The sequence below is a fragment of the Shewanella sp. c952 genome (genome assembly GCF_019654975.1).
Taxonomy (GTDB): domain Bacteria; phylum Pseudomonadota; class Gammaproteobacteria; order Enterobacterales; family Shewanellaceae; genus Shewanella.
The window spans coordinates 17,238-40,864 of record NZ_BPEW01000038.1 but is presented as its reverse complement, the minus strand read 5'-3'; the positions used below and the strand labels follow the sequence as shown (position 1 = coordinate 40,864).

Annotated in this window: 17 protein-coding genes and 1 pseudogene; 5 read left to right on the top strand and 13 right to left on the bottom strand. The window is 43.8% G+C overall.

Annotated elements, in window-relative coordinates:
* Window positions 1–204, top strand: a pseudogene (locus tag K5R16_RS18825) (integrase core domain-containing protein); the annotation flags it as partial.
* Between the two features lie 177 nt (window positions 205–381).
* Complete coding sequence (gene rfbB / locus K5R16_RS18820) at window positions 382–1,449, top strand: dTDP-glucose 4,6-dehydratase (RefSeq protein ID WP_259649934.1); 1,068 nt, start codon at window positions 382–384, stop codon at window positions 1,447–1,449.
* 146 nt (window positions 1,450–1,595) lie between these two features.
* On the opposite strand, the gene K5R16_RS18815 is transcribed toward rfbB, so the two are convergent.
* A complete protein-coding gene (locus tag K5R16_RS18815) occupies window positions 1,596–3,092 on the bottom strand; it encodes an MBL fold metallo-hydrolase RNA specificity domain-containing protein (RefSeq protein WP_220739497.1) in 1,497 nt (498 codons plus the stop codon).
* 151 nt (window positions 3,093–3,243) lie between these two features.
* Here K5R16_RS18815 and rfbC point away from each other — a divergent pair, with 151 nt between their 5' ends.
* The gene (gene rfbC, locus K5R16_RS18810) at window positions 3,244–3,792 is read left to right on the top strand and encodes a dTDP-4-dehydrorhamnose 3,5-epimerase (RefSeq protein ID WP_220739488.1); all 549 of its coding nucleotides are present in this window, start codon (window positions 3,244–3,246) and stop codon (window positions 3,790–3,792) included.
* 35 nt (window positions 3,793–3,827) lie between these two features.
* On the opposite strand, the gene K5R16_RS18805 is transcribed toward rfbC, so the two are convergent.
* The 12 genes from K5R16_RS18805 to K5R16_RS18750 all read right to left on the bottom strand — a co-directional run bounded on the left by K5R16_RS18805 (window position 3,828) and on the right by K5R16_RS18750 (window position 18,794).
* Entirely contained in the window at window positions 3,828–5,087 is a 1,260-nt protein-coding gene (locus K5R16_RS18805) for a CDP-glycerol glycerophosphotransferase family protein (protein WP_220739486.1), read from the bottom strand.
* The gene (locus K5R16_RS18800) at window positions 5,087–5,551 is read right to left on the bottom strand and encodes an adenylyltransferase/cytidyltransferase family protein (protein ID WP_220739484.1); all 465 of its coding nucleotides are present in this window, start codon (window positions 5,549–5,551) and stop codon (window positions 5,087–5,089) included. The genes K5R16_RS18805 and K5R16_RS18800 overlap by 1 nt, the downstream gene beginning before the upstream one ends.
* Before the next feature lie 78 nt (window positions 5,552–5,629).
* Complete coding sequence (locus K5R16_RS18795; RefSeq protein ID WP_220739482.1) at window positions 5,630–7,120, bottom strand: sugar phosphate nucleotidyltransferase; 1,491 nt, start codon at window positions 7,118–7,120, stop codon at window positions 5,630–5,632.
* A 9-nt stretch (window positions 7,121–7,129) separates the two neighbouring features.
* Complete coding sequence (locus K5R16_RS18790) at window positions 7,130–9,157, bottom strand: WecB/TagA/CpsF family glycosyltransferase (protein WP_220739480.1); 2,028 nt, start codon at window positions 9,155–9,157, stop codon at window positions 7,130–7,132.
* 307 nt (window positions 9,158–9,464) lie between these two features.
* On the bottom strand, window positions 9,465–10,544 hold the full coding sequence (locus K5R16_RS18785) for a glycosyltransferase family 2 protein (RefSeq protein ID WP_220739478.1): 1,080 nt from the start codon (window positions 10,542–10,544) through the stop codon (window positions 9,465–9,467).
* Entirely contained in the window at window positions 10,541–11,956 is a 1,416-nt protein-coding gene (locus tag K5R16_RS18780; protein WP_220739476.1) for an oligosaccharide flippase family protein, read from the bottom strand. The genes K5R16_RS18785 and K5R16_RS18780 overlap by 4 nt, the downstream gene beginning before the upstream one ends.
* A 350-nt stretch (window positions 11,957–12,306) precedes the next feature.
* Complete coding sequence (locus tag K5R16_RS18775; protein ID WP_220739474.1) at window positions 12,307–13,572, bottom strand: O-antigen ligase family protein; 1,266 nt, start codon at window positions 13,570–13,572, stop codon at window positions 12,307–12,309.
* Window positions 13,527–14,936, bottom strand: a complete 1,410-nt coding sequence (locus K5R16_RS18770) for an exopolysaccharide biosynthesis protein (RefSeq protein ID WP_220739472.1) — start codon at window positions 14,934–14,936, stop codon at window positions 13,527–13,529. The genes K5R16_RS18775 and K5R16_RS18770 overlap by 46 nt, the downstream gene beginning before the upstream one ends.
* A 25-nt stretch (window positions 14,937–14,961) precedes the next feature.
* Window positions 14,962–16,293, bottom strand: a complete 1,332-nt coding sequence (locus K5R16_RS18765; protein ID WP_259649933.1) for a polysaccharide biosynthesis/export family protein — start codon at window positions 16,291–16,293, stop codon at window positions 14,962–14,964.
* 25 nt (window positions 16,294–16,318) lie between these two features.
* The gene (locus K5R16_RS18760; RefSeq protein WP_220739469.1) at window positions 16,319–16,669 is read right to left on the bottom strand and encodes an STAS domain-containing protein; all 351 of its coding nucleotides are present in this window, start codon (window positions 16,667–16,669) and stop codon (window positions 16,319–16,321) included.
* 417 nt (window positions 16,670–17,086) lie between these two features.
* Entirely contained in the window at window positions 17,087–17,479 is a 393-nt protein-coding gene (locus K5R16_RS18755; protein ID WP_220739467.1) for an ATP-binding protein, read from the bottom strand.
* Between the two features lie 46 nt (window positions 17,480–17,525).
* Entirely contained in the window at window positions 17,526–18,794 is a 1,269-nt protein-coding gene (locus K5R16_RS18750) for a SpoIIE family protein phosphatase (protein WP_259649932.1), read from the bottom strand.
* 300 nt (window positions 18,795–19,094) lie between these two features.
* Between K5R16_RS18750 and K5R16_RS18745 the strand changes: the two genes are divergently transcribed.
* On the top strand, window positions 19,095–20,024 hold the full coding sequence (locus K5R16_RS18745) for a phosphate/phosphite/phosphonate ABC transporter substrate-binding protein (RefSeq protein ID WP_220739465.1): 930 nt from the start codon (window positions 19,095–19,097) through the stop codon (window positions 20,022–20,024).
* Window positions 20,024–23,527 (top strand): PAS domain S-box protein, encoded by a 3,504-nt coding sequence (locus K5R16_RS18740; RefSeq protein WP_220739464.1) that lies wholly within the window; start codon window positions 20,024–20,026, stop codon window positions 23,525–23,527. Before K5R16_RS18745 ends, K5R16_RS18740 begins: the two co-directional genes overlap by 1 nt.
* The last annotated feature ends 100 nt before the right edge of the window (window positions 23,528–23,627 follow it).

The window sequence follows — 23,627 nt, the reverse complement described above, 5'->3', positions numbered from 1 at the left end:
TAGCAAAATGCACTGGCAGAGCGAGTGAATGGTATTTTGAAGCATGAGTTTCTGCTTTGTCGTTGCCGAACGATAAAAGAGCTTGGTGTGTTAGTTAAAGAATCGATAGAGATTTATAACCAATTACAGCCGCATCTTAGTTTAGGAATGAAAACGCCGAACGAAGTGCATGAAAAAGCCAGTAGGGGGTACCAACTGGCTTAATAAAAACCGTCAACCTATTTTAGGACTAGACAATATTTAAAAGCGAGACGGTTAACAGCCAGCAAGTCGCTACAGATATAGTGCTGTTAGTCGGAAGTTAAAGGTAACTGTTGTAATGAATAACAAGCAAAATAGGGTCGTACTGGTTACTGGTTACTGGTTACTGGTTACTGGTTACTGGTTACTGGGGGCACTGGCTTTATAGGTTCTGCGCTAGTACGTTTTCTTATTGAACATACACAAGATAGTGTTCTCAATATCGACAAGCTGACCTATGCAAGCTCTCCTTGTGCGTTAGCAAGCATTGAACATAGCCTGCGCTATCAGTTTGTTGAAGGTGATATTTGTGACCGGCAGTTACTTAAGGGCGTATTGGAAAAATTTCAGCCTGATGTGATTATGCACTTAGCTGCTGAAAGTCATGTTGATCGCTCTATTAACGGAGCGGATGAGTTTATACAGACTAACATTGTTGGCACGTTTACGTTGTTGGAAGCTTGCCGTGATTATTACTCAGCTTTGCAAGGTGAGAAACGGCAAGCATTTCGCTTCCATCAGGTATCTACAGACGAAGTGTATGGTGACTTATCAGATAAAGGTAGATTCACCGAACAATCAAGCTACGCGCCTAGTTCGCCATATTCTGCAAGCAAAGCCGCTGTAGACCATTTAGTACGTGCTTGGTATCGGACTTATGGTTTACCCGTTGTGCTTTCAAACTGCTCAAATAATTATGGCTTGTATCAACACCAGGATAAGCTTATTCCTCACACAATCATGAATGCTTTAGCAGGTAAGCCGATTCCAATTTATGGAAATGGATTACAAGTCAGAGATTGGTTATACGTTGAAGATCATGTGCAGGCACTTTATTCGGTGATGAGTGAAGGGCAATTAGGTGAGACTTATAATATAGGTGGTAATGCTGAAAGAGAGAATATAGATGTAGTTCGAAGCATTTGTAATATTCTTGAAGAGCTCGCGCCAGATAACTCTTATTCTAAAATGAGTAAGTGTAGCACCGGGGTAGGTTTTGGAAGCTTAATTGAGTTTGTCACCGATCGTCCAGGCCACGATAAACGTTACGCTATTGATGCTAGCAAAATTGAAAAGACGTTGGGTTGGAAGCCGCAAGAGTCATTCGAAACAGGGTTACGTAAAACAGTTGAGTGGTATGTGGCAGAGCATAGGCAGTTAAAAGCTAAGACTTTACAAGCAAGAAAAGACAAGACGGTAAACGTATGATGGAACGTTAGAAGGCTAACTGACGGAACACTGCGTTTACGGAAAAAGCTAGGCATTTAACGGAAAGAATTTTTATAGCCGTAAAAGTCAAAAAATTGATATTGCGAATAATAGTAATTAGTTTTGTCTTTGCTTAGCCACCTTTGTTACCCTTTCCCTATCTCAACTATTGCTGCTGGCAGTAGCTTTTTATATTCCTCCGCCAATGCTGCTTTTGCTTGGTTATCCCCATGAACTATACGTATAAGCGTTGGCTTAACTCGCATACCTTTAACGAAGTTAACTAGGTTACGTTGGTCTGCGTGGGCGGAGTAACCGCTTACTGTATGCACGCCTGCTTTAATGTTTACTCTTTTCCCCTCTATGATGCAGTAACCGCCTTGGGGGCCATAGAGCTGGATATCTCGTCCGGTAGAGCCTTGTGCTTGATAACCGACGAATATGATGTCGGTGGTGGGATTATTCAATAACTTAGCTAAGTAGTTTTGAATTCGCCCACCTGTGCACATGCCGCTGGCTGCTATGACGATTGCAGGTTTATTGCTCTTACTTAGGTATTCTATAGTGGCTAAATGCTCTTGATGACTGCCTACAGTGTATAGTTGCTCAAAGTCTAAAGGGTGGCGGTGCAGGTTTAATCTCTGTTTAGCTTCTTTGTCCCACAATGTCTTAAATTCTAAATAGCGCTCGGTAAATTTTGCCGCCATGGGCGAGTCGACGATGACTTCTATTTTTCGCCACATCTCACTCCTGTTCTGATACCGATGGATTAATTGTTCGAGCTCATAAAGTAGCTCTTGAGTGCGGCCAATACTAAAGGCCGGGATCAATACTACGCCATTATCTGCTACAGACTTTTCTATTACCTTTCTTAAGCTCTCGCTGCGATGCTTTCGTCCTTGATGGTTTTTATCGCCGTATGTTGACTCTATCACCAGTGTGTCTGCTCTATACGGGCTCTTAGGACTTGCGAGTAGTGGGGTGTGAGTTGCACCTAAATCCCCAGAAAAAACCACTCTATGGTTAGCTCTGTGCTTTGCTTTTTTTAGCGTCTTAGCGTCATCAAATAGTTCTATCTCGACATAGGCAGAGCCTAGAATATGTCCAGCGGCTCTAAACTTGGCTTTTGCTTGGGTATAGTGCTTGTCTACTAAGGTACTGGCAGTTTGGTGAATTGCACTTGCAGTGCTATTTGCATCAACTGAGCTGTCGTTAGTAGAAACGGAGCCGAGTTCTAAGGCAAACCAGTGGTTGTATTCAATCGGTTTAATGAGCAGGTTAAGCTTTTTAAGATAGAGCTTTATCATGCGGTGGTTTTGAGTGACACCGACTTTTAATGCATCTTCAATCACCATAGGTAGCAGCGCGGCAGTCGCTACGGTGGCATAGATGGGTTTATTGAAACCGGCTGCCAGCAGATAGGGTATTCTACCGACGTGATCGATATGGCAATGAGTGACTATCAATGCTTGAATATTGCTGATATCAAACTCTATCGGCAGCTGCTCAATCGCCGTCTTGCCTGCCGTTTCTGCGCCCTGAAATAACCCACAATCAATGAGAATGCTTGAATGAGCATTAATGTCGAGTTGATGGCATGAGCCTGTGACACCATTAACTGCGCCGTGATGGATTATTTTCAGGGGGAGTTCCTTTTATGTGTTCAACGTGTTCACTATAGCGTAAATAAAATTAGCTTGATGTTGGTGATTGGATGTATATTCTTGCCACTATCTATTCAATGCGTTGCCTAACGTATTACTCACTTTCTGACTCATTATAGGACGTTGATTGATGAAGCTCATCTCCACTGCCATCGCCGATATATTGTTAATTGAACCAAAGGTATTTGGCGATGAACGCGGCTTTTTTATGGAAACCTACCGTGAGTCCGAGTTTAAGACATTGTTTGCTGAAGCAGGGCTTATAGCCCCTCATTTTGTGCAAGAGAACATGAGCCGCTCTGCTAAACATGTGCTGCGCGGGCTACACTTTCAACAAACCAAACCGCAAGGTAAATTGGTACAGGTTGTTAGTGGTGAAATTTTTGATGTGGCAGTTGATATTCGCCAAGGCTCCCCAACTTTTGGTCAGTGGGCAGGGCAGATTTTATCAGCCGAGAATCGTTTGCAGATGTATATTCCCCCTGGGTTTGCGCACGGCTTTTTAACCTTAAGTGAGTATGCTGACATTATCTATAAATGCACCGATTACTATGCACCAGAAGATGAAGGACATTTGGCTTGGGATGACGCTAACATAGGGATTGATTGGCCGTTAGCAAAGAATGTTATGCCAATACTGTCGGATAGAGATAGCCGAGATTCTAAGCTCAGTTACTAGAGTAGGCAGCGAGTGTTGTCAGCTAGAGTTGGCTGTTAGAGTAGCGAGTTAAGTTCGTGATGATTTTTGATCCAATCCTCAAGCACATTAAACGAGCTTTTGGCTGATTCTCCCCAATACATCTTGCTTACTGTTAAATAGTTGCTTTGAAACTGACTTGCTAGCTCATTAATTGATGCTGGCTGGAGTTGCGTTAGTAACGCTGCAAACGTAAGGCTTTCAGGGCCAATATCGGCCATTGAGCTGGCGTAGTCATACATGTTGCGGCAGTTTTGTTGATAATGGGTTTTGTCGAAACGATAAAAGTTAATCGGGATATTGAGTGGTAACACATCGATAAATAGCGATGAATAGTCAGTGATTAGTAGATCGACACAATCAAGTAATCCGTAGACATCTTCCATGGCTGAAATATTGATGATGTTAGCAAAGTCGCTAAACTGCTGCGCAAGGGCGGCTTCATTGGGATGCAGCCGCAGTAGAAACAGTTGATTATGTTGTTGTAAGTGCTCAGATAACGCAGCCCAGTCAAATGCATTGCAGTAAGGGTTATCACCTTGGTAACTGTCTCTCCATGAGGGAGCGTACAAGATGACTTGCTGATACTGTCTTTTTTGTATTTGTTGACGAAGCGCTGCTAACTCCGTTGAGTGAGCTTGTGTTTGCGGCGGTGACAGTTGTTGATTTGTTTCGGTGCGATAATAGTCAGTTCTTGGATTGCCGCAGTGCAGTAGCTGTGACGCTTGAAGCCTGAATGCACTGCTAAAAAGAGTGTCGATAAGCGGACTTGGACTTAGCATTAAGTCGGGCTTTACGTGTTGCTGGTGGGCAAGCATTGATTGCTTAAATTGAGCCAATGCGCTTTGGGGATTGAACACTTCAGCCATGGGGCCATTGTCGATATCAAACTCAATTTTTTTCATTGGCGACCCGTGCCAAAGGTTTATTTTTGTGGCGCCGCCAGCGAGCCATTGATTAATGTCGCCGATATAACTGTTATAGAAATAGTACTTGGCAGTAAGTGCATGGTAGATCCCAAGTAGAGACCAGCGATAATACGCTTCTTGTTTATTTTTATTTAACTGTTTGATGACGTCTTGATTAGCAGAGATCCAGATACAACGGATAAATTGCTGCTGTTGCCAATACTTATAAAGGTACTTACTGTTATCTGAAAATAACTCTTTGTAGCTACCAAATACCGCTTTATTTGGGTTACGCGGCAGCAGCCTCGAAAGCTGATATACCAGCTTTCGAGCACAGGCTTTCAATATATCGCGTAAAGAGAGTTGCATTACTTAGTGGCCTTGTTGTCGATATTATCCAAGCTATCGTCATCTGTACCCTGACTTAGCGGTTTTTTTGGAGCTCCACTATCCGCAAGACTATTTTTAATCTCAGTGGATGATATTTCGCCTGTTCTGCTTAAGTAGACAACATCGCACAGTATTGATAATTCATCAAATTCTCCTTTCCAGTCATCTCCCATACCAAAAACACTCACATCGTACTTGCAGATATCTTTGGCCTTTTGCTGCCAATGGATTTCCGGTACCACTATGTCTACGTATTTGCATGCCTCTACAATTTCGGCGCGTTGTAAGTAGCTAAAAAAGGCGGCTTTGCCCTTGAGTGCATTAAACTCATCGGTTGATACAGCCACAATCAGTTTGTCGCCAAGTGCTTTAAGGCGCTTAAATAAGCGAACGTGGCCATAGTGAAATAGATCGAACGTACCGTAAGTAATGATTGTTTTCATAATGTTCTCTCTTATTTGCAAAAGTTTGAATCGATAACAGTGTTAATCTGCGGCTATGGGTGAGCTTTAGTATTCAAGTTATTGGTTAATTGCATTTTTAGGCGCTTTGCCAGTAATTACATTCTCTTTGTATGAGTCTGGTTGTGGGGCCTTGCTTCGTAATGATTTTGCCGCTAATAACCAGTACTTACTTCGTTGGTTCATACAAATAAACTCCGCTTCGATGAGTTGTCGCTCTTCTGTTGGTGCTTGTACATCAATAACTAATTGCAGTGGGCCATAAAGACCGAGCAGTGATGGTATTTCTACATGTTCAAGTAGATTGGGTGTTGTTATCTTTTGCTCGAATGGGCTGGCGCCAAACAGCGCTAGTTTTCCGCTAATAACCCAGTAAAGCTGAGGCAGACGGGCGATGAACAATGAGCTTATATTCCAGCGGTGGCTGGTTCTCTTTGCGCCTTTGATGAAAATGGTCTCTTTAATTACCGGCTGTTTAGGATGAGACAGCAAAGAGATGAGCAACAGCAGAGGTGCTAGTAGTAAACCAATACTAAACAAGGCTAAAGCTTGTAGCCTGTCGATAGTAGTCACTCTTTTTGCCTTTTGCTTAGCATTAACCACTTGACGATTTTCAGAGATAATACTTGGGTCGATCAGTGCTAAATGGCCACAGTTTTCAGGCTTTATCAGCAGATCTTTACTGATTATGGCGTTAGTTACGTTTAGGCCTTGGCCGACGTAGCTATTATCCAAAATCAGGCAGTTTTTTAGGCTACAGGCTTTTTCAATTAGGCAGTTCTTGCCAACGACAATGCTGTGTTGCATATCAACACTCTCGTCTATCCATGTGTTTTGGCCGATTACGCCCCAGGCGTTATGCATGGTGAGTGACGCTGACTTTGTTTTTGCGCCGATATAGAATCCTTGCTCTTTGGCAGCACTACTGAAATAGCGCCCTTTGGGAGTCACTCCTGTGATGTTTTCTGAGGTTAATGCTTGGTTGGCATCCATGTAGTTCTGTAGAGAATCGAGCATGTAGCAGTCACCGTGCAACACTAGGTTGATACTTTGCTGCTCATCGCTTGATGTAAGGTTGGTCGTTACTGGCCAGTTTAGATCTGCTGTAGATAACTTAGCGCCTGGCAGCATCATTAAGCCCGCGTTCTGGTTAGCTAGTTTGGCGATAACATGGCTATGACTCATCTGTTTGCTGAACTCCACAAATGACTTAATGCAGGGGCTTCTTAGTATGTCAGCGCGGGCGAGCAGTATTGCCTCATCAGCATTTAATGAAAGGCGAGGTAAGATGTTCGATACGTCCTCTTGCTCACGAGATAGAAAATACTCAACCTCTAAACCCCATTTTTCACCGTTACCGATAAGCTTCTCTATCTGCGCAGATTGCGAAGAGATAACAATTCTAACCTTGTCAATCTGCGCGTCGGCGAGATCTTCAAGAGTAAACTCAATCACTGGCTTATTACCCACCTGCAGCAGTGCAGGGCAGTAATGTGAATCTAAAGGAGCCAGTTCATTGCCGTTACGGTTGGCGAATATAATTGCTTGCATAGTGAGCTCCTAATACGCGCCGCGGGCGAATAGTACCGCTGGGATGGTTTTTATCAGTAGCCAAAGATCTGCTGTGACTGATTGTTGATAGATGTAATCGATATCAAGCTCGACTTGCTGCTCAAACGGAATATTTGAGCGACCAGTGACTTGCCAAATACAGGTGATCCCCGGTTTGACCAGGAGTCTATTTCTGTCATGTTGGCTGTATTGTTTTACCTCACTGACTAACGCGGGACGAGGGCCGACAAGCGACATATCGCCCTTGAGTACATTCCAAAGCTGTGGCAGTTCATCTATTGAGGCTTTACGGATGAACTTACCAATGAGAGTGATCCTTGGGTCGCGTTTCATCTTAAATAGCACTCCGCCCTGCATCTCATTATTGGTTTGCATCGCTGCGAGTCTTTGCTCGGCGTCTTGGTACATTGAGCGAAACTTCCACATCGTAAAGGGTTGGTTATTTCGCCCCGCTCGTGTCTGACAGAACAGCACTGCTCCTTTTGATTCAATGCGAATGAAAAGTGAGATGATGATAAAAAGTGGCAGTAAAGCAGTGAGCAATATTGCAGATACCGTCACATCGAGAAGGCGTTTACAAGCGCGATTTAGCTGCCTACGTAGGTTGTGTATTGCGCGGCGAGTGTTGGCCTGCTTGGCGTTAAACCTAGGTGTATAGTCAATATTGGTTTTCGCTTTCGCAGCCTGCGGTAGCGTGGTTTTCACTTTTTTAAGCTGACGGTTTTCACGCCACACTCTATAAATAAATATTGGATTACCGACAATGTAACGCTGCCACATGCGGCTAGGTTCTTGCAGTAGACGATAAGTCCACTCCATGCCTATCTGTCTCAACCACGAAGGAGCGCGTTTAATCCGATTGGAATAAAAATCAAACAAGCCACCCACGCCAATACCAACACTGCAATTCAATTGCGGTTTGTTATCTTCAAGCCAGCTCTCTTGCCGTGGTGCGCCCATCGCAACCAGCAGGATGTCGGCATTTGATTGATTAATCTGGGCTACTACCTGGTTGTTTTCTTCGCTATCACTGCTCATATCAAAGTAGCCATTGTGGACGCCGGCTATCTTTAGATTTGAATACTGTTGCAGCATATTTTCCGCTGTAGCCGCGGCAACACCTTCTTCACCACCCAATAGGAATAGTGATAGCTGCTGCTCTGCCGCTAATTCACACAATCTAGGGAAGATATCAGTGCCGTTTAGGTTGTCTCTAAGTGGATGGCCTTTTGAAAGGCAAGCAAGCCTGACTCCAATCCCATCGGCAAAGATCCGTTTGCTCTGCTTTAAACTGCTGCGGTAAGCCTCATTGTTACAGCTGATATTTAGGCAGTCCGCATTAACAAAGCTGTATTGCTGTAATTTGCTGCTACTTGTTTGGCAGACTTGTTTGATATCGTTCAATAGATCGCTCATGGTCCAGTTATCTAAGGTGATCCCAAATACCGATACTGGCGCATTGCTATGCTTAATTTTTGGCATGAAACTACGGGTAAGTATGGTGACAAATAGGCCTCTAACTAAGGCCGAAAGGTAGTTGAACAGGCTGCTATGCGCCTTTAATAGTGACCGTTGTGATGCTTCAAAACTCAGCCCCGTGGCGCTATTTATCTGCTCAATCGAGCTAAGACCTGGTTTAATCGATACGACTTCTGGATCTTGACCAACTTGTGTTTTTTGGCTTTGGCCAAATAGCTGGCTGTTTGACTCAGTTACATCAAAGGCAAACTCCATCTTTTTACCTAAAAGGCTAATATCACCTTTAAGCAAATTAACCAGTACGGGTAAGGTCTTAAATGTCCCTGAGTAGCTGAACTGATAAAGGCTAATAATTCTGTGGTTGGCGCCATAAACGAACACTGACTCAAAAGCGTTAATGTTTACTATTGCACTTCTAAGCAAACCACAAATGAACAGCGGACTGGTGATTGCAATCATTACGCTAGCAGCCAATAGATCAACAATACGAATTGCCAAAGCCGTTGTGCTGGTGGGGCGCATTTGTGGTTTTGTCATCGTCGGCCTCATTATGTATTGGGTGATGTAATGATTTCTGTCAATTGCTTAAGGAGGTTAGCAACGGCTCCGCTTGTGGATAGTGCTAACGTTAGCCTTGACACTGCAGGTTATAGGCCAAAGGTGATATTTTATTTTAATACAGGCAGTTAAGTGTTATTCCTAATGGTGAGTGAAAGCTGGCACAAATGGTTTTTGCATCTTGCATTGCGCGTTGCAAATGGCTTTGGGGAGTTTGACTCGAGGGGAAGTTGTTTAAGGTAAAGTCTAGCCAAAGCTCTAGGTGCGATGGCTAATTTGGATTTGTTTAAAGGCTTTTCATCAACTCTGGCGTGACACCATCTTTTGATATCTTGGCTCGCTGTATGCGACCGAGTGCAGATTGAGCAATCAATTCAATGCCTTTGTAAGCATTCTTCGGTAATAGCTTTAGTAAGTATGCGGCAGCTAGAGTGGCGATGGTGCGTCCGGTCTCATGTATCATTATCGACGGCGAGGTTTTCAGTGCCTGCTTTATCCGTTTAACTGCTTCTTTGCCATCGTTATTACGTATGGCTTGCCTTGCGAGGTACCTTAACTGATAGGCTCTGGCGCGATTCTCGTATTTAGCTAACAGCTCGGGGGCATAACGGCGGGCTTTGTTGATCATGTTTTCCCATGATGCATATTGCTTATTAAAGTCAGCGGATAAGCCTTGGTTATTAAGACGGTAATAGGTGAGCGGTGCAGGTAAACCCTCCATTTTCCAATGGGTGGTGGCGACAATTCTGAGCCAGCACTCGATATCTTCAGATTGACGGAAGTTCTCATCAAAGTAACAGCTATGGGGATGGCTTTTATTAAGCGCCTGATAGCGTATATCACACAGCGTTTCGCGGCGGATCACCGGCGCTGAACCATTGCCAACCGGGTTGCGGCAAAGCAGAACACTGGCGCTAATATCTGTTAATTGTGGCATTTGAAAGACGTTAATCGCATTGCCTTGATAATCGATAAATAGTGAGCGAGAAAAGCTAATGCCAACCTCTGGTGCATTATCTAAGTGCACTACATGCTGAGCGAGTTTTTCAGGATGCCACATGTCATCGGAATCAATAAAAGCAACGTAACGGCCAATGGCATGACGGATCCCAGTATTACGCGCCGCAGCAAGCCCTTGATTGACGTCATGACTGATGATACGAATACGTGAGTCTTTAAACCTTTGGCATAGCGCTAGACTATTATCAGGCGAGCAATCGTTTACCAGAATCAGTTCAAAATTACCGAAGGTTTGTGCCAGTACTGATTTGATCGCATCCTCTACAAAAGCTTCTACATTGTAGATCGGCATGACAACAGACACTTTTGCTGTTGTTGCTTTGGTGTATTGGTCGTTAACTGTCATAGTGATTCTCCCGTGAACTTTTTGGTCATCGGTTGTAATTGTTGGATATTTTTGTCGCAGTTTTTTGTAATGGGCTTTAGCTGCGTTAGCTTTAGATAAATAGTAAAGCTAGGCATCGCGAATAGATGTACCAGCAGAATGCCCAGTGCCACAGTCGTTAATCCTGAGTAGCTACACAGGGTAATCGTTACTGCCAGCATTATGGTAAATGTGCCGTTACAGATAAGATTAAATTTACTTTGACCTGTACTTATTAAGTATTGGCTCGCAGCCTCGCCAAGCGGTCTCACTAAGCCGCTTAAACAAAGCAGAATAAAGATGGGAAGTGCGCCAGCATCGAGCCATTTTTGACCATAAATTAATGGCAGATAAAAAGGGGCTAATGTTGCTTGCAGCGTAATAATCGGTACGGTAAGTAGCGTGATAAATTTAAGCGACTGCCAGTATTTATCTTGCTGACTTAGTACAGTGCTATTTGATGGCTCTTTTTGGCACAAATGGGAATAGAGCGCAGTGCCATAGCTTTGGATTAAGCCAAGGCTAATACCTAGACTGGCATTAAAGGCGAAAAAATAGATCCCTAAGGCTTCAACTCCGAGAAAGTAACCCACCAGTATATAATCGATGTTTTGTCGCATAGCGATAGCCAAGTCGCCCAAGCCTACCTGCACACCAAACTTGAGCATTTCAATCGTTTGAGACGCTAGACCAATTCTTGGTGTTTTGCTGAGGCTATTAGGTTTTTCGGTATTAACAAGCTGTTTAAGCTCTGCAGAGCTTGAAGAGGTCTCGGGCAGGGGATTGTGATATCGATGAACCCCAATCCAAACAAATATCACAATAATCTTAGGCAAAATAATTGCCCAGATCCCCAGCCCGAGTAAAGCAAGTGTTGCGGTTAACAATCCGTCAAAAACGGTTTGCCACAACACGGCGCGGCCAACCACTCGCATGCGGTTAAGTCGAAGGTTTTGCGCGGCGTAAAGCATGCCTAAAGGGAGTAACAAATAGCTTGTTGCCATGAGTATCATAGGAGGTATGAGCTGCATGTCATCATAGTAGATGGCAAGCGGCCAGCTGAGTAAGCTCATGGCAACGAAGGCGGTAATTGCGGCTAGCCAGTTCACTTGATTGGCGCTGGCTTGCGCTTGATTAAACTTGTCATCATCCATCTGAATCAATGCAGCAGATGAGATTCTGCGAGTCGGGGTACATATAACTTCGAAACTGGTGAGAATGATGGCCACCAGGCCAAATACTTCAGGGGTTAGCAAGCGAGCGATGATGATGCTAGATCCTAGACGTACTATCCGACCTAGCACCTGCGCCGAACCAAGCCAGAACAGACTCTTGCCTAGCGCACTGCTAAACAAGGTTGTTAAGGTGCTTTTAAGTTGCCAAATCGTTTGCATGAGCCACCTGATATTGGAATTGATAATGACAAATACGCTAGGAATGCTCATTATCATCGCTACAAAGTTAAGTCAGAACGTTAGCCATAGCTACATCATGTAATAGGCATACTCTCGACAGTTATAGCTTGGTGTAACAGGTATCGTGCCAACTTTGCATTGTCATGATTTCGTTTTTTAAGTAACTGATAAAAAACATTTATATTGGTGAGAACTGAACGAAAGGTATTTGTTAGGAACTGTGTTAGCACGACTGGGTGTATAGCTGTTGCATTATGCAAATCAAATTGAGCAGAGTCATCGTCGGCTTGAATGCCTATCAAGCATGGCTATTGGGGCTGCTTTGGCTCCTAATTGGCGTCGGTGTTAGATTCTGATTTATTGTGCTTTAGCGCAGCACCAACTATGACAAGGCCAGGCCAGAATAGATAGGCTAAAATTTCTAGGTTTTCACCAAATGTGTACAAAAATATCTGTAAAATAATGGCTATTGCAACTGCAGATGTGGCGTTACTAAAGATATAACGTAGCAGGCTAATGACTGTGACTAGCATTGCAGATGCGAGGGCGATAGCGCCAACAAGCCCTTTAACAAATAGCAAACCATACCAAGTGTGGTGCGAACCTATTGGCATGTACTCCACCAAGTGTGGTCCTCGCTCGACGATTCCATGGCCCCAAACCACGGCTTCGTTTGCCCAGCGTTCAAGGGCTATGTTGGCCAGTTCTTGTCTAACTCTAGTTGAACCCGCGCGGGCATTTTTAAACGCGTAAATAGTCTGCTCTATCTTTTCAAGTACGCCATAACCGGTTAGCCCAAGGAGCAGCAAAGCGGGACTTGCGGCGAAATATAACCAGGGTGAGCGGTGCCATCGAATGAACATGAAAAAGCCGATAAGCAGCAGATAGCAGACTAACGCCAGTCTAGATTGCGACAGTAAAATCATGCATAAACTGCCGCTAAAACCATAAAATCGAAATCGCTTTGACTGCTCTTGAGTGGCAAAGATAAAAAATAGATTACCCATCATACCCAGCGCTGGTGCCCAGGGGGTAAACAAACGCCATCTTGGCACACCGCTGCCGGGATCTAACTCATACAGGCTGACACTAAAAAACTCAGGACCAGGTCCACCAATGATACTTAACGGTGAGATATACAAGGTACTGGGTAGTTTGAATACCCAGGCAAGCACAAAAATGGGTAGTAAGATCAGCGTATGTTTACACACGATGCAGCCTGCGCGATAGATAATTTGTGGGCGGATATTGAGTGAGCCAATTAATGGGAATATGGCTAACAGTGCCCAGCCTTTAGCCCAGCCAATACTCGATTTTATCAGCTTAGCAAGGCCAAGACCTTCACTCAAATGAGCGACCACTAACGCGAGTAACATCAACATCATCATTGCTACCCAAAACAACTGAGTATTTGAAATAACATAAGTTTGTTGATTAAGCAGGGCTCGCTTAATCAATCTTAGTAGTAGGATCCAAGCAATCACCGGTGCGACCACATACATGGCACCGAGTAACCAAAACAGGTAGGTGCCAGTGATGGCGTACCAAATCAGGCGTTCGTCAGAATTTTCTGGAGCATAGGCTTGCGGATCCATAGCATTCCCATCCCTGCGATGATTGATATCGATGCGGCTAAACCGCCTACTAGTGCCAGTAAGCTGGAAAGCTTGTCTGATGATTCTGACAATGTTGGTGCTGACATTAACTGTACCAAAGGAAACGATGAATATATATCAGCTTTACCGACATCCATTTTGGCTAATGCTGAGGTAAATACCGCTGTTGCAACTTGATGCTCTCTTTGAAGATCTTCAAGCTTGGCGGCATCATCATTACTGTCATACAGTCGGTGATCCCAGTCATGGATCTGTTGTGACAGTGAGCCTATCTGGCGTTTTAATCCTTTTGCCTGTGTGTCTAATGTTAGTAGCTGCTGCATTAATTGCGCACGGCCATCTAAATCATCTGCAGATAGCATTAGCATCAAGCGCTTATCGGTGTAACCCAGCAATACCAGGCAACGCTTTGATATCGCCGCAAAGATCGATTTTTGCTCATCTCTATGAGTCACTACCTGTGGATGGCGCTTACCATAACGGCTTGAATACTCAGTCAGTTTTGCTGTCACGTTGGTATAGCCGATAAGTAACTGTTGAAACAACTGATCATTTTTGAGTGTCAATAGCCCAGCTGCTTGTTTAGGTGTTAGCGACAGATGGATTTCGAGCATTTTTTGGCTAGCAATAACGCCTTGGTACTCTGATTCTAAATTAACCTGATTGTGTCTTAAGCGCTCCATGGTTAACGCGAGCTCTTTGAATTGGTCGAGGGTGACTAGTCCATGCTCTGATTGAAACTCTAGCAGCTTGCTTTGTGTCAGGCTGACTTTATTGGCAAAGCTTGCCATGCCCACACGAATAGCATCTTCGCGCTGCTGTACTTCATCATTACGTAACTGTGAAAGCAGTGCTTGTAGACTATGATAATGTGCCCAGCCGCGCTGCTGCGCATCTTCGGCACTGGTTGATTTGATGCTGAACTGCATTAGACCTGTTTGACTTGGTAGCTTCAGCTTTGGTTTTATGAATTCGCTGTTTTTTATATTCATGGTTTTAGCCGCAGCATTTAACAGTGTTTTGCTGGTGGCAATGGATTTATAATTGATTCTGGGATCGATTGCAGTGCTTAAATAAGGGGAACTGGCTGAGCTGTTGGCTTGGCCGATACTGTCTAAGCTCACTACTGCTCCAGCACCTGCACCGGGTAAAATCAATGTCCATTGGCTGACATAGCGACTTGGAGTAACGAATACAAACAGCAGCACCAATAACCAGATTGATGCCAGCAGGGTAAATGTTAGTTTGAGATAAGCACTTTTTCTCTCTTTGACAGGCATTTGGCTACCATCGACCAATAAGCGCTTAATCCAAAGTAGAGGTCTTTGCTGTTGATTTTTCATAGTCGCCTCCTTTCTTTATGAGCCGTTAAAGCAATTCAAGTAGCGTTGCAGGAACTAATATTTCGGTAACAGTTCTGGCTATTTCACGCATATTGGTAACACGAGAGTCATAGCACGCTATGCCATCACCGGGCATCAGAATAGGGTTCATGCCAGTCTCCCAAGAGTTGCGAATGAGCGAATCCATCGAGCGTTCAATCACGTCCACTTCGGCTGTTAATGGGTTTTTAGTGATCAATAGCAGATGGCGACTAGCGTTAGTTGATTGCGCACCGCCGACACAGTTTGCAGCAATTGCGCCATTGAGTAAGCGTGTGCCATAGGGAAAGCGTGTCGCGTCGGTATCAACCGCCGATTGCGAGTTACTGCTAGCCGGCTGAGTCAGATTTGACAAAAACACTCTGATCCCTGGTGCGGTGATTTGTGACGGTCTTGCCAGCGCATCATCAAAATAGTCGTGCTGTGGTACATGAATATGATCGCCGGACATCAATGTCATCGTTGGCACTGGGTAACCGTGGATCACACCTGATAGATCAAGTTTGAAGCTGTGTTGTTCTCGAATAACGATGATTTCGCGAATATTGGCGTCAGGGCGCACACCGCCTGAGGCTCGAAGCGCTGCGGCGATATTTCTATCTGAGGCCTGGTCACCACTGCGGTTGCCATCTTCATCAATGATTTTGGTGTCTGTTTTTTTATTGATTTGATGTTGACCTGGTTCAAACACACCACCAGAAACGGTAACTTCAACAGGTGCCCACTTGAGTGGCGTAATGCTGAGTCGTACGCTGTTTTTAAGCATGAAATCTTCATCGACAAGATATTTACTTATAGCTGCTGAAAGTTGCTGTACATCAAGCCCTTTAGCGTGAATGGGTTGCAGATAAGGCAGGTAGATATAACCGTCATTATTGATCTCTACATTACCACTAAATTCCTCGCCATTGAGAACATTGACTTTTAATCTGTCGCCTACCGATAAACGAATATTTTGCGGTAAATGCAATGCTTGCTGCGCTTGAGCGGTATCCATTAACCACGTAGTACCCATAGGGTTATTTGAAATCTGAGCCACATTTTTAGGTGCCCGCTCAGTGGTTTTGCTGCGCATATAAGGTGTGTCGCTAGGATAGAAATGGCACTGAGTCATGTCATCTTCCACATTGTCACAAATATCTGACTCTTCTGGATGATGGGGCAGGACGCAGCCAGATAATATCGTAGCTAGAGTGATGACTAGCAATGTTGACAACCCTTGGCGTAGTGGTGCATCTGTTGTCGATTTTGTGGCAATGTTTTGCTCTGCGCTGCTATGGGTTGTGCTTGAAAATTTCATGCTGTGATTGGGGTTCATAGCGTTATCCTTAATGCTTTACTTGTTAGCTAACAAGTTCATTGCATATGTAGTCAATTGCCGCGGCTTCATCTTCATAAATTGCAAACACTTGATGCAGACGGGTAAGCTCGATAAGTGCACGGACGCCAGAAGTGGGAGAAAGCAAGACGATTTCGCCATCATGCTCTTCGACTTTCTTGAGTGCAGAGATCAATACGGAGAGGCCACTAGAATCGATATAATGAACCTGGTGTAGATCGATAACCAACTGGGTCATTCCCATATCAATTTGCTGTAAAATCGCCGCTCGTAGTGTTGGTGTTTGGGTCATTACCATTTCAACGGGCAGGGTTATTTTGCAAGCATTTTTCTGTGCGAGTTGGGAGAATTTCATGGCGAGCTCCTTAAAATGTTGTTAGATAGTTTGCTAATGAAGACTGAGCTACTCTGATTTTGCACTCGGTCTGATTAACATTGCTTTAAACATTGCAACTCCAGTGCCAGTTTTTAAGTTGTTGTATTTTATTGTTTTAATGTTTTTTTTAACGTGGGTGATACAGTTTCAATCGCTGAGTTCTTAAAATGCAAAGCATAATGAGCAGATTGCAAATCTCGGTAAAGATGGAGTTCGATGGGGCTAGCGGCGGATGTGTTTTTTTAGTGTGCTGTAATGAACAGATTAATACGCTGTGCTTTAGCTTTGGTGTGTTTAATTATGAGTATAAACACAGCGTACTATTTTCAAGTGATGGCTTTGAAAATGGTGAATTGACCATTAAAAATTCTTGAGTTGGTTTGAATGTTGAGTGCTTCATTGAGTTGATAAGCTTAACTGTAAATGAGTCCCAGCGACAGATTCTTGCACTCTGACATTGTCCATCCAACTGTGCATTATCCATAATCCTCGACCTGACTCTGTCACTATATTCGGGCACTGCTGTGGGGCTTGGCTATCGTGCAGTTTTGAGTTGTCGAGCAGATCGATAACAACTTTATTGTCGCCACTGTGGAGAATTAAAACCATCTCCTTTGCGCTATTATTGCCATGGTTAATGACGTTGGCCACGGCTTCTAATACACAGGTGATAATTTTGAATCTTTGCGACGAGCTGATTTGGTTTTGCAGCATAAACTGATCGATTTCCAAGCACAGCGAGTGTTTGGCTAATATGGCTGAATTGAGGTTTATCTGTAGGCTATTCATAGTTTATTCCTTGTTGAAATCCTATTTGCGTTAGGTGAGTACTTAGTTAAAAGTGAGCGGCGCCTGACGTTACTAATGACTGGCTTGAAATCAGCATCAATGAAATATCATCTTGCGCTTGTTGTTGCTGCCATAAATCACTGCTATGGCTTAAGTGATGTAACAAGCTGTTGGGCGTAAGTTCTCTGGCATTGTTGATAATTTTTAGCAGCCTCTCTTGGCCAAAGAAACCGTGCTTAGGGTGACGACATTCATAGATCCCATCGGAGTAAAGCAATAGATGTTCGTGTTGGCTTAATGATAATTGACTACTGCTGTACTGATAATTGTTGCGGATCCCTAATGGCAGTTGCGGTGCAATATTGAGTTCATTTTCATCGGCAAAGTAAGCGTGTTGTGGACTAATCACAATGGGAGCCGGATGACCTGCATTGACCAGCTCAACTCGACCCGTCAGCGTATTTGCAATACCAATTACCATAGTGGCAAAGCGACCACTGTTTTGTGGGTCATCAAACTCGCTGTTGAGAGTGTTGGCAAGACGACATACATCTAAGGCTTGCCATGCTTCTTGGTTATTGGCTAAGTTTTGCGCTAGGGTGAAACTCTGCATCGAGGCTGCGGTGCCATGGCCACTGACATCAAGCAGATAAAAACCGATATGCTGGTCGTCAATATTGAAGCACTGGAAAATGTCGCCTGCGAGATCATGTGCAGGTTTAAACTCACATGTCACTTGCCATTGTTGATTGAGCTGACTGTTATTGGGTAAAAGTGCTTGTTGTAATTGCGCTGCTAACGCCAAATCTTGTTTAACGACACTTAAATATTGCTGCTCTTTTACGAGTAGCTGATTGAGTGCTTTATTTTTCAGTGCCAATTGTTGCTGCATCTCAATAATTCGCTGACCTGCATGAACGCGAGCTTTTAGCACTGCACTATTAAAAGGCTTGGCTAGGTAGTCATCAGCGCCGGAGTTAATCCCTTCTACTATGTGAGTATTTTCGCTATTGCCAGTGAGTAGGATGATGTAAGGACTATTGAGGGAGTGTTTAACGATTTTGCAGAACTCAATACCACTCATATTCGGCATCATCCAATCGGTGATCACCAGATCAACTTGATGTGTTTTGAGGTATTCAATTGCATCTGCTGCATTAGAAAAATCGACGCTATGGTGACCCATTGCCGCCATCAAAGATGCTAATAAACAGCGTTCGCTGTCGCAATCTTCGACAAGCATAATGCTTAGTTGGTGCTCTGTTTGTTTGCTGCCAAATACCGTCATTAATATATTCGCATTTTGGAGGGTCATAAAGCTAAATAGCAAACGTTATGCCACATTATTATACCGCTAGCTAAACTCCTGTATGAATTGAGCCTTTTTATTTTTACACCATTTTGGATATGTTTTTAGAGTTGCAATGTTCATCTGTTGTTTGCATTTTGCAAAAAGGATTTGCAGATTGACAAAACAAGCTAAAGTGCTGCATCTTTTTGTTTTATATGTATTATTTTTAGGTGTTGATTTCAACTCCGGAATGGTTTTTCTGTTGGCGTATTTATTGCTTTGTTCAGTAAGGTATTAAGTTAAATTCAAGTGCGAGGGACAGGCATGTGTTTATTGATAGGCAAAGCCAAAAATGTGCTGGTTTATGGTAAAAGCGCTATAGCTGCAAGCCTGCTGTTTGGCTCTGTATTGGTTGTTTCGCCACTTGCCGTGGGAGCTAGTGCAGCAGAAAGTCAGACTGCACTCCCCACTGAAACTCTTGTGTTTGGTGTGGTGCCGCAACAAGCGGCAAGTACATTGGCTAAAGCTTGGGGACCATTACTTAAAGAAGTATCGCAAAATGCAAAGATTGATTTGCGTTTTGCAACTGCGCCGGATATTCCTACTTTCGAAGCTCGATTAGCAAAAGGGGAATATGATGTTGCTTATATGAACCCGTATCATTATGCCCAGTTTCATCAATCACAGGGTTATCAGGTCTTAGTTAAGGAAAAAGATAAAAAGCTTAAAGGGATTATTGTAGTCGCCAAAGATACCAGCTTTCAGAATTTAAAGGCATTAGCTGGAGAGACCATTGCCTTTCCTGCTCCAGGTGCTTTCGCCGCCAGTATGATCCCTCGGGCTAACTTAAAACAACGTAATATCGATTTTAAGCCACAGTATGTTGGCTCGCACGACTCTGTTTATCTCGCTGTTTCGCAAGGACTATTTAAGGCTGGTGGCGGCGTGGGTCGAACTTTTAATAATTTGCCGATAGAGACTCAATCCAAACTAAGGATCCTTTGGACTACGCCTAAATATACCCCCCATGCAATAGCGGTACACCCTCGAGTATCAGATTCCACCCGTACAATACTGACTGCTGAATTGATGGCGCTTTCTCAATCGCAACTTGGACAGTCATTACTTAATAATCTTGGATTCAGGCAATTAGACGTTGCAGCTGATAGCGAGTGGGATGATGTTAGAGCACTAAAGTTAGATCAACTACCAATCCCAGTGGTTGTGAAAACTCCTTTGCGGGAGCAGCGCTAATGTCATTTCGATTAAAAACGATTCTAGGTATCGCCATTATTGAAGGCTTGCTGTTAATGCTGTTGGTGTATACCAGTATTGGTTATTTAAAATCTTCGAACCAATCTGAAATTGAAAAGCGCGCCCAGTCAACTGCCTCATTGTTCGCTGCAGCGGCCAAAGATGCGGTTTTGAGCACTGATTTGTCTACGTTAAATAACCTTGCCAATGAGCTTATTTCGACCAAACAAGTCTTATACGTCAATGTTTTCAATCAGGACAACTTGTTGGTCACTGCTGGAGTGGATAACGGCGCACATTTAGCGATGCGAGATATCAATGTCAGCAGCGTTAATGATGGAATATTGGATATAGAATCGATGGTGGCTGAGTCTGGGATTGTTTATGGCCGAGTAGAGTTGGGCGTGGAGATATCAAAGCTGGATATCTTTATTGCCGATGCCACGAAGCAGTTTATGTTAATTGCTGCTTTAGAGATGCTGCTAGTTGCGCTTTTTTCTTGGTTGCTAGGGCACTATTTAACCCGCAATCTACAGCAGCTAAAGTCAGCCTCTACCCGGGTTTTTGCTGGGGAGAAGCAAGTCAAAATACCAGTAAGTTCCCAAGATGAGATTGGTCAAGCAGCCCTGGCCTTCAATCAGATGGTTGAGCAAATCGATATAAAAACTCACGCACTTGAAAATGCAAATACTCGTTTGAGCACCATTTTAGGTACGGCGTTAGATGGCTATATCATTATCAATACGCAGGGAGAAATAAGCGAAGTTAACCCCGCTGTCAGTCGTCTTTTTGGTTATAAGGATAGTGAGTTATTAGGACAAAATGTGTCGCTGTTACTGCCGGTGTCAGAAAGAGAAATGCATGATGTTTATATCCGAAACTATCTTGAAAGTGGTGAGTCCAGAATCATTGGTAAAGGACGAGAGTTATTAGCGCAGCATAAAGGGGGCGAATTGTTTCCCATTGAGCTATCTATTTCGAAAATGGAACTTGATGGTGAGTTACTGTTTTTAGGCTTAGTTAAAGACTTAACTGATGTTAAGCGGGCTCAAGTCGCCGCGCAGCGTACTGAGTCAATCTTACTAGCGACATTAGAGGGCAGTAAAGATGGACTGATCACCATAGACATCACTGGAGAGATCCAAGAGGTCAATGATTCTGCGTGCTTGATGTTTCATGCGCACGCTAGTGCATTGGTAGGTAAAAGAATGGAGTCTTGTTTGTTTCAAGGGGGAGCGCAGGTAACTTTTCGAGAGATTTTAGAGGAGTATCGTCGCACTGGCGCAGGTAAAGCATTTAAAAATGCCACCGAAATGTACGCCACTCGTTTTGATGGGAAATTGCTTCCCATTGAACTCACTCTGATCCCGGTACAGTTAGGCGATGAGATGCTGCTAACAGCATTTATCCGCGATATTTCAAGGCGGATGGAGTATGAAACTCAACTTAAACTGGCTAAAGAGCAAGCGGAGCAGGGCAGTAAAGCGAAGTCACGATTTTTGGCCACTATGAGCCACGAAATCCGCTCTCCGCTCAATGCGGTATTGGGAAGTGTTGAGTTACTGCTGGATTCTCGACTTAATAAAGATCAGAGGATCTATACCAATACAGCTAAAGAAGCGGGAACGGCTTTGTTGAGCACGATTAATGATATTTTGGACTTTTCTAAAATTGAAGCGGGGCAAATGTTGCTGGAAAGAAGTAGCTTCTCAGCAGCTAAACTGGTTAACCAGGTGCTACAGATATTGTCGCCTAAGGCGCAAGACAAAGGCATCACTTTAGCCTGCTTTGTTAATTGCAATGTGCCAGAGAGTCTTATTGGTGATGGTCAGCGTTTACGTCAAGTGCTGCAGAACTTGGTCGATAACGCGATTAAGTTTTCTGCTGGCGGCTGTATATCGGTAGAGATGTGGTTACTTGAGAGTCAGCAAAATAAGGCTCAGTTATGCTGCACTGTCACGGATCAAGGAATTGGGATCTCTGAGGAGGCACAACTCACATTGTTTAAAGAGTTTAGTCAGGTGCATGATGATCACAATACTAACTATAGTGGCACCGGACTCGGGCTGGCTATTTGCGCTGAACTGCTCACTCGAATGGGCGGAAGTATTGCAGTAAGGAGTGAGCAAGGGCAGGGAAGCTGCTTTAGTTTTAACGTCAACTTGGGGCTTGATGAAACTGTGCGACCGGCCCCACGTCAAATGATAGAAGATACGCGTGTATTACTAGTACACCCAAATCCAACCTATTGTGAACTGTTTGAAAAGCAATATCGTCAATATGGAGTCGCAGCAAGTAGTGTTCATTGCGTTGAAGATATTTTTAATAGATTGGAAGTGCAAGGGCGTTTTAGCTTAGTGTTGATTGATGAGGGCAGTCTGGTTGAATTGACTGAACAGCAAGCAAAACAGGTTGAAGGCTCTTACCTTAATGAAGAAGGCTTGATGGCGGCATTAATGACCGTAGTCGTGCCTGAAGCGTCAAAATTGCTGGCTAAGGTTGGCCTTGAACAAGTCGTCCACAAGCCGCTCAGCAGGGACATGATGCTAGCGATGTTGAGTGGTGAACATAGTTTTAGTACTGACATTGCGGCAAGAGATGAAAATTATAACCTCCAAAATGAGCAATACCTGCCAATATTGTTAGCTGAAGATAGCCCTGCTAATCAGATAGTAGCGAGTGCACTGTTAAATAAGGCTGGCTTTACTGTTGAGATTGCAAATAATGGTAAACAAGCGGTTACGATGGCGGCGGCCAAAAAGTATGGCTTGATCCTGATGGACATGAGAATGCCAGAGATGGACGGCGTAGAAGCCACAGAGCATATCTTGCTGAACAACCCGCAACAGATCATTATTGCAATGACTGCCAATGTGCAGAAAGAGGATGTTGATTTATGTATGAATGCGGGGATGAAGGACTTTGTCCCTAAACCTGTAAATCGAGCTCAATTGATAAAGTCGGTTAATCATTGGATGGCAGCTACAAAGACCTTAGTTGATGAGATTTCTGCAACTCCGTCTACAATAAATACTGAGCAAAATACCATAGAGAGCCTTCAAATTGGAGAGACAAATTTGACTGAAACGGATGCATCATTGCAACAATCTTTGAATGAGACCGCTGGCATTGAGCGCAGCGAGATACTTGATGAAGCGACGCTAACAGAACTTTCAAACATGCTAGGTGAAGAAGCGATGGCTAGAATGTTTACCGTGTTCCTCAATGAGGCTGAAGAGAGGATAACGGTATTAAAGTCATTATTGCATGCCTTTGAATCGCTAGGAGATTGTGATTTAGATGAAGTCGACATACAGGCGCATACGCTTAAAAGTAGCGCAGGAAGCTTTGGTGCTAAAGCATTAAGTGTCGCGGCAAAATCATTAGAGCTTAGTGCTAAAGCAGGTAACCTTGATGACACGCCCAAGCTACTTAGCAATGTGATTGAAGTTGGTGAGCAAACACTACAGGTATTTAAGGAGCACTTAGCCCTTAGTGCTTAAGTGATGAAGGTTTGAAATGCTTCCACCGATTAAGGTGAATACTTATGAAAGGTAGGAAAACGACAGGAAGATAAAACTGCTAGACTTGATTAACAGGCCT

Bases quoted from the DNA above. Each gene is read 5' to 3' on its own strand.
- K5R16_RS18800 (WP_220739484.1), bottom strand. From the start codon at position 5,551: ATGAAAACAATCATTACTTACGGTACGTTCGATCTATTTCACTATGGC.
- K5R16_RS18805 (WP_220739486.1), bottom strand. From the start codon at position 5,087: ATGCAACTCTCTTTACGCGATATATTGAAAGCCTGTGCTCGAAAGCTG.
- K5R16_RS18740 (WP_220739464.1), top strand. From the start codon at position 20,024: ATGTCATTTCGATTAAAAACGATTCTAGGTATCGCCATTATTGAAGGC.
- K5R16_RS18775 (WP_220739474.1), bottom strand. From the start codon at position 13,572: ATGGATCCGCAAGCCTATGCTCCAGAAAATTCTGACGAACGCCTGATT.
- K5R16_RS18780 (WP_220739476.1), bottom strand. From the start codon at position 11,956: ATGCAAACGATTTGGCAACTTAAAAGCACCTTAACAACCTTGTTTAGC.
- K5R16_RS18770 (WP_220739472.1), bottom strand. From the start codon at position 14,936: ATGAAAAATCAACAGCAAAGACCTCTACTTTGGATTAAGCGCTTATTG.
- K5R16_RS18785 (WP_220739478.1), bottom strand. From the start codon at position 10,544: ATGACAGTTAACGACCAATACACCAAAGCAACAACAGCAAAAGTGTCT.
- K5R16_RS18745 (WP_220739465.1), top strand. From the start codon at position 19,095: ATGTGTTTATTGATAGGCAAAGCCAAAAATGTGCTGGTTTATGGTAAA.
- rfbC (WP_220739488.1), top strand. From the start codon at position 3,244: ATGAAGCTCATCTCCACTGCCATCGCCGATATATTGTTAATTGAACCA.
- K5R16_RS18765 (WP_259649933.1), bottom strand. From the start codon at position 16,293: ATGAACCCCAATCACAGCATGAAATTTTCAAGCACAACCCATAGCAGC.
- K5R16_RS18795 (WP_220739482.1), bottom strand. From the start codon at position 7,120: ATGCAAGCAATTATATTCGCCAACCGTAACGGCAATGAACTGGCTCCT.
- K5R16_RS18760 (WP_220739469.1), bottom strand. From the start codon at position 16,669: ATGAAATTCTCCCAACTCGCACAGAAAAATGCTTGCAAAATAACCCTG.
- K5R16_RS18755 (WP_220739467.1), bottom strand. From the start codon at position 17,479: ATGAATAGCCTACAGATAAACCTCAATTCAGCCATATTAGCCAAACAC.
- K5R16_RS18790 (WP_220739480.1), bottom strand. From the start codon at position 9,157: ATGACAAAACCACAAATGCGCCCCACCAGCACAACGGCTTTGGCAATT.
- K5R16_RS18750 (WP_259649932.1), bottom strand. From the start codon at position 18,794: ATGACCCTCCAAAATGCGAATATATTAATGACGGTATTTGGCAGCAAA.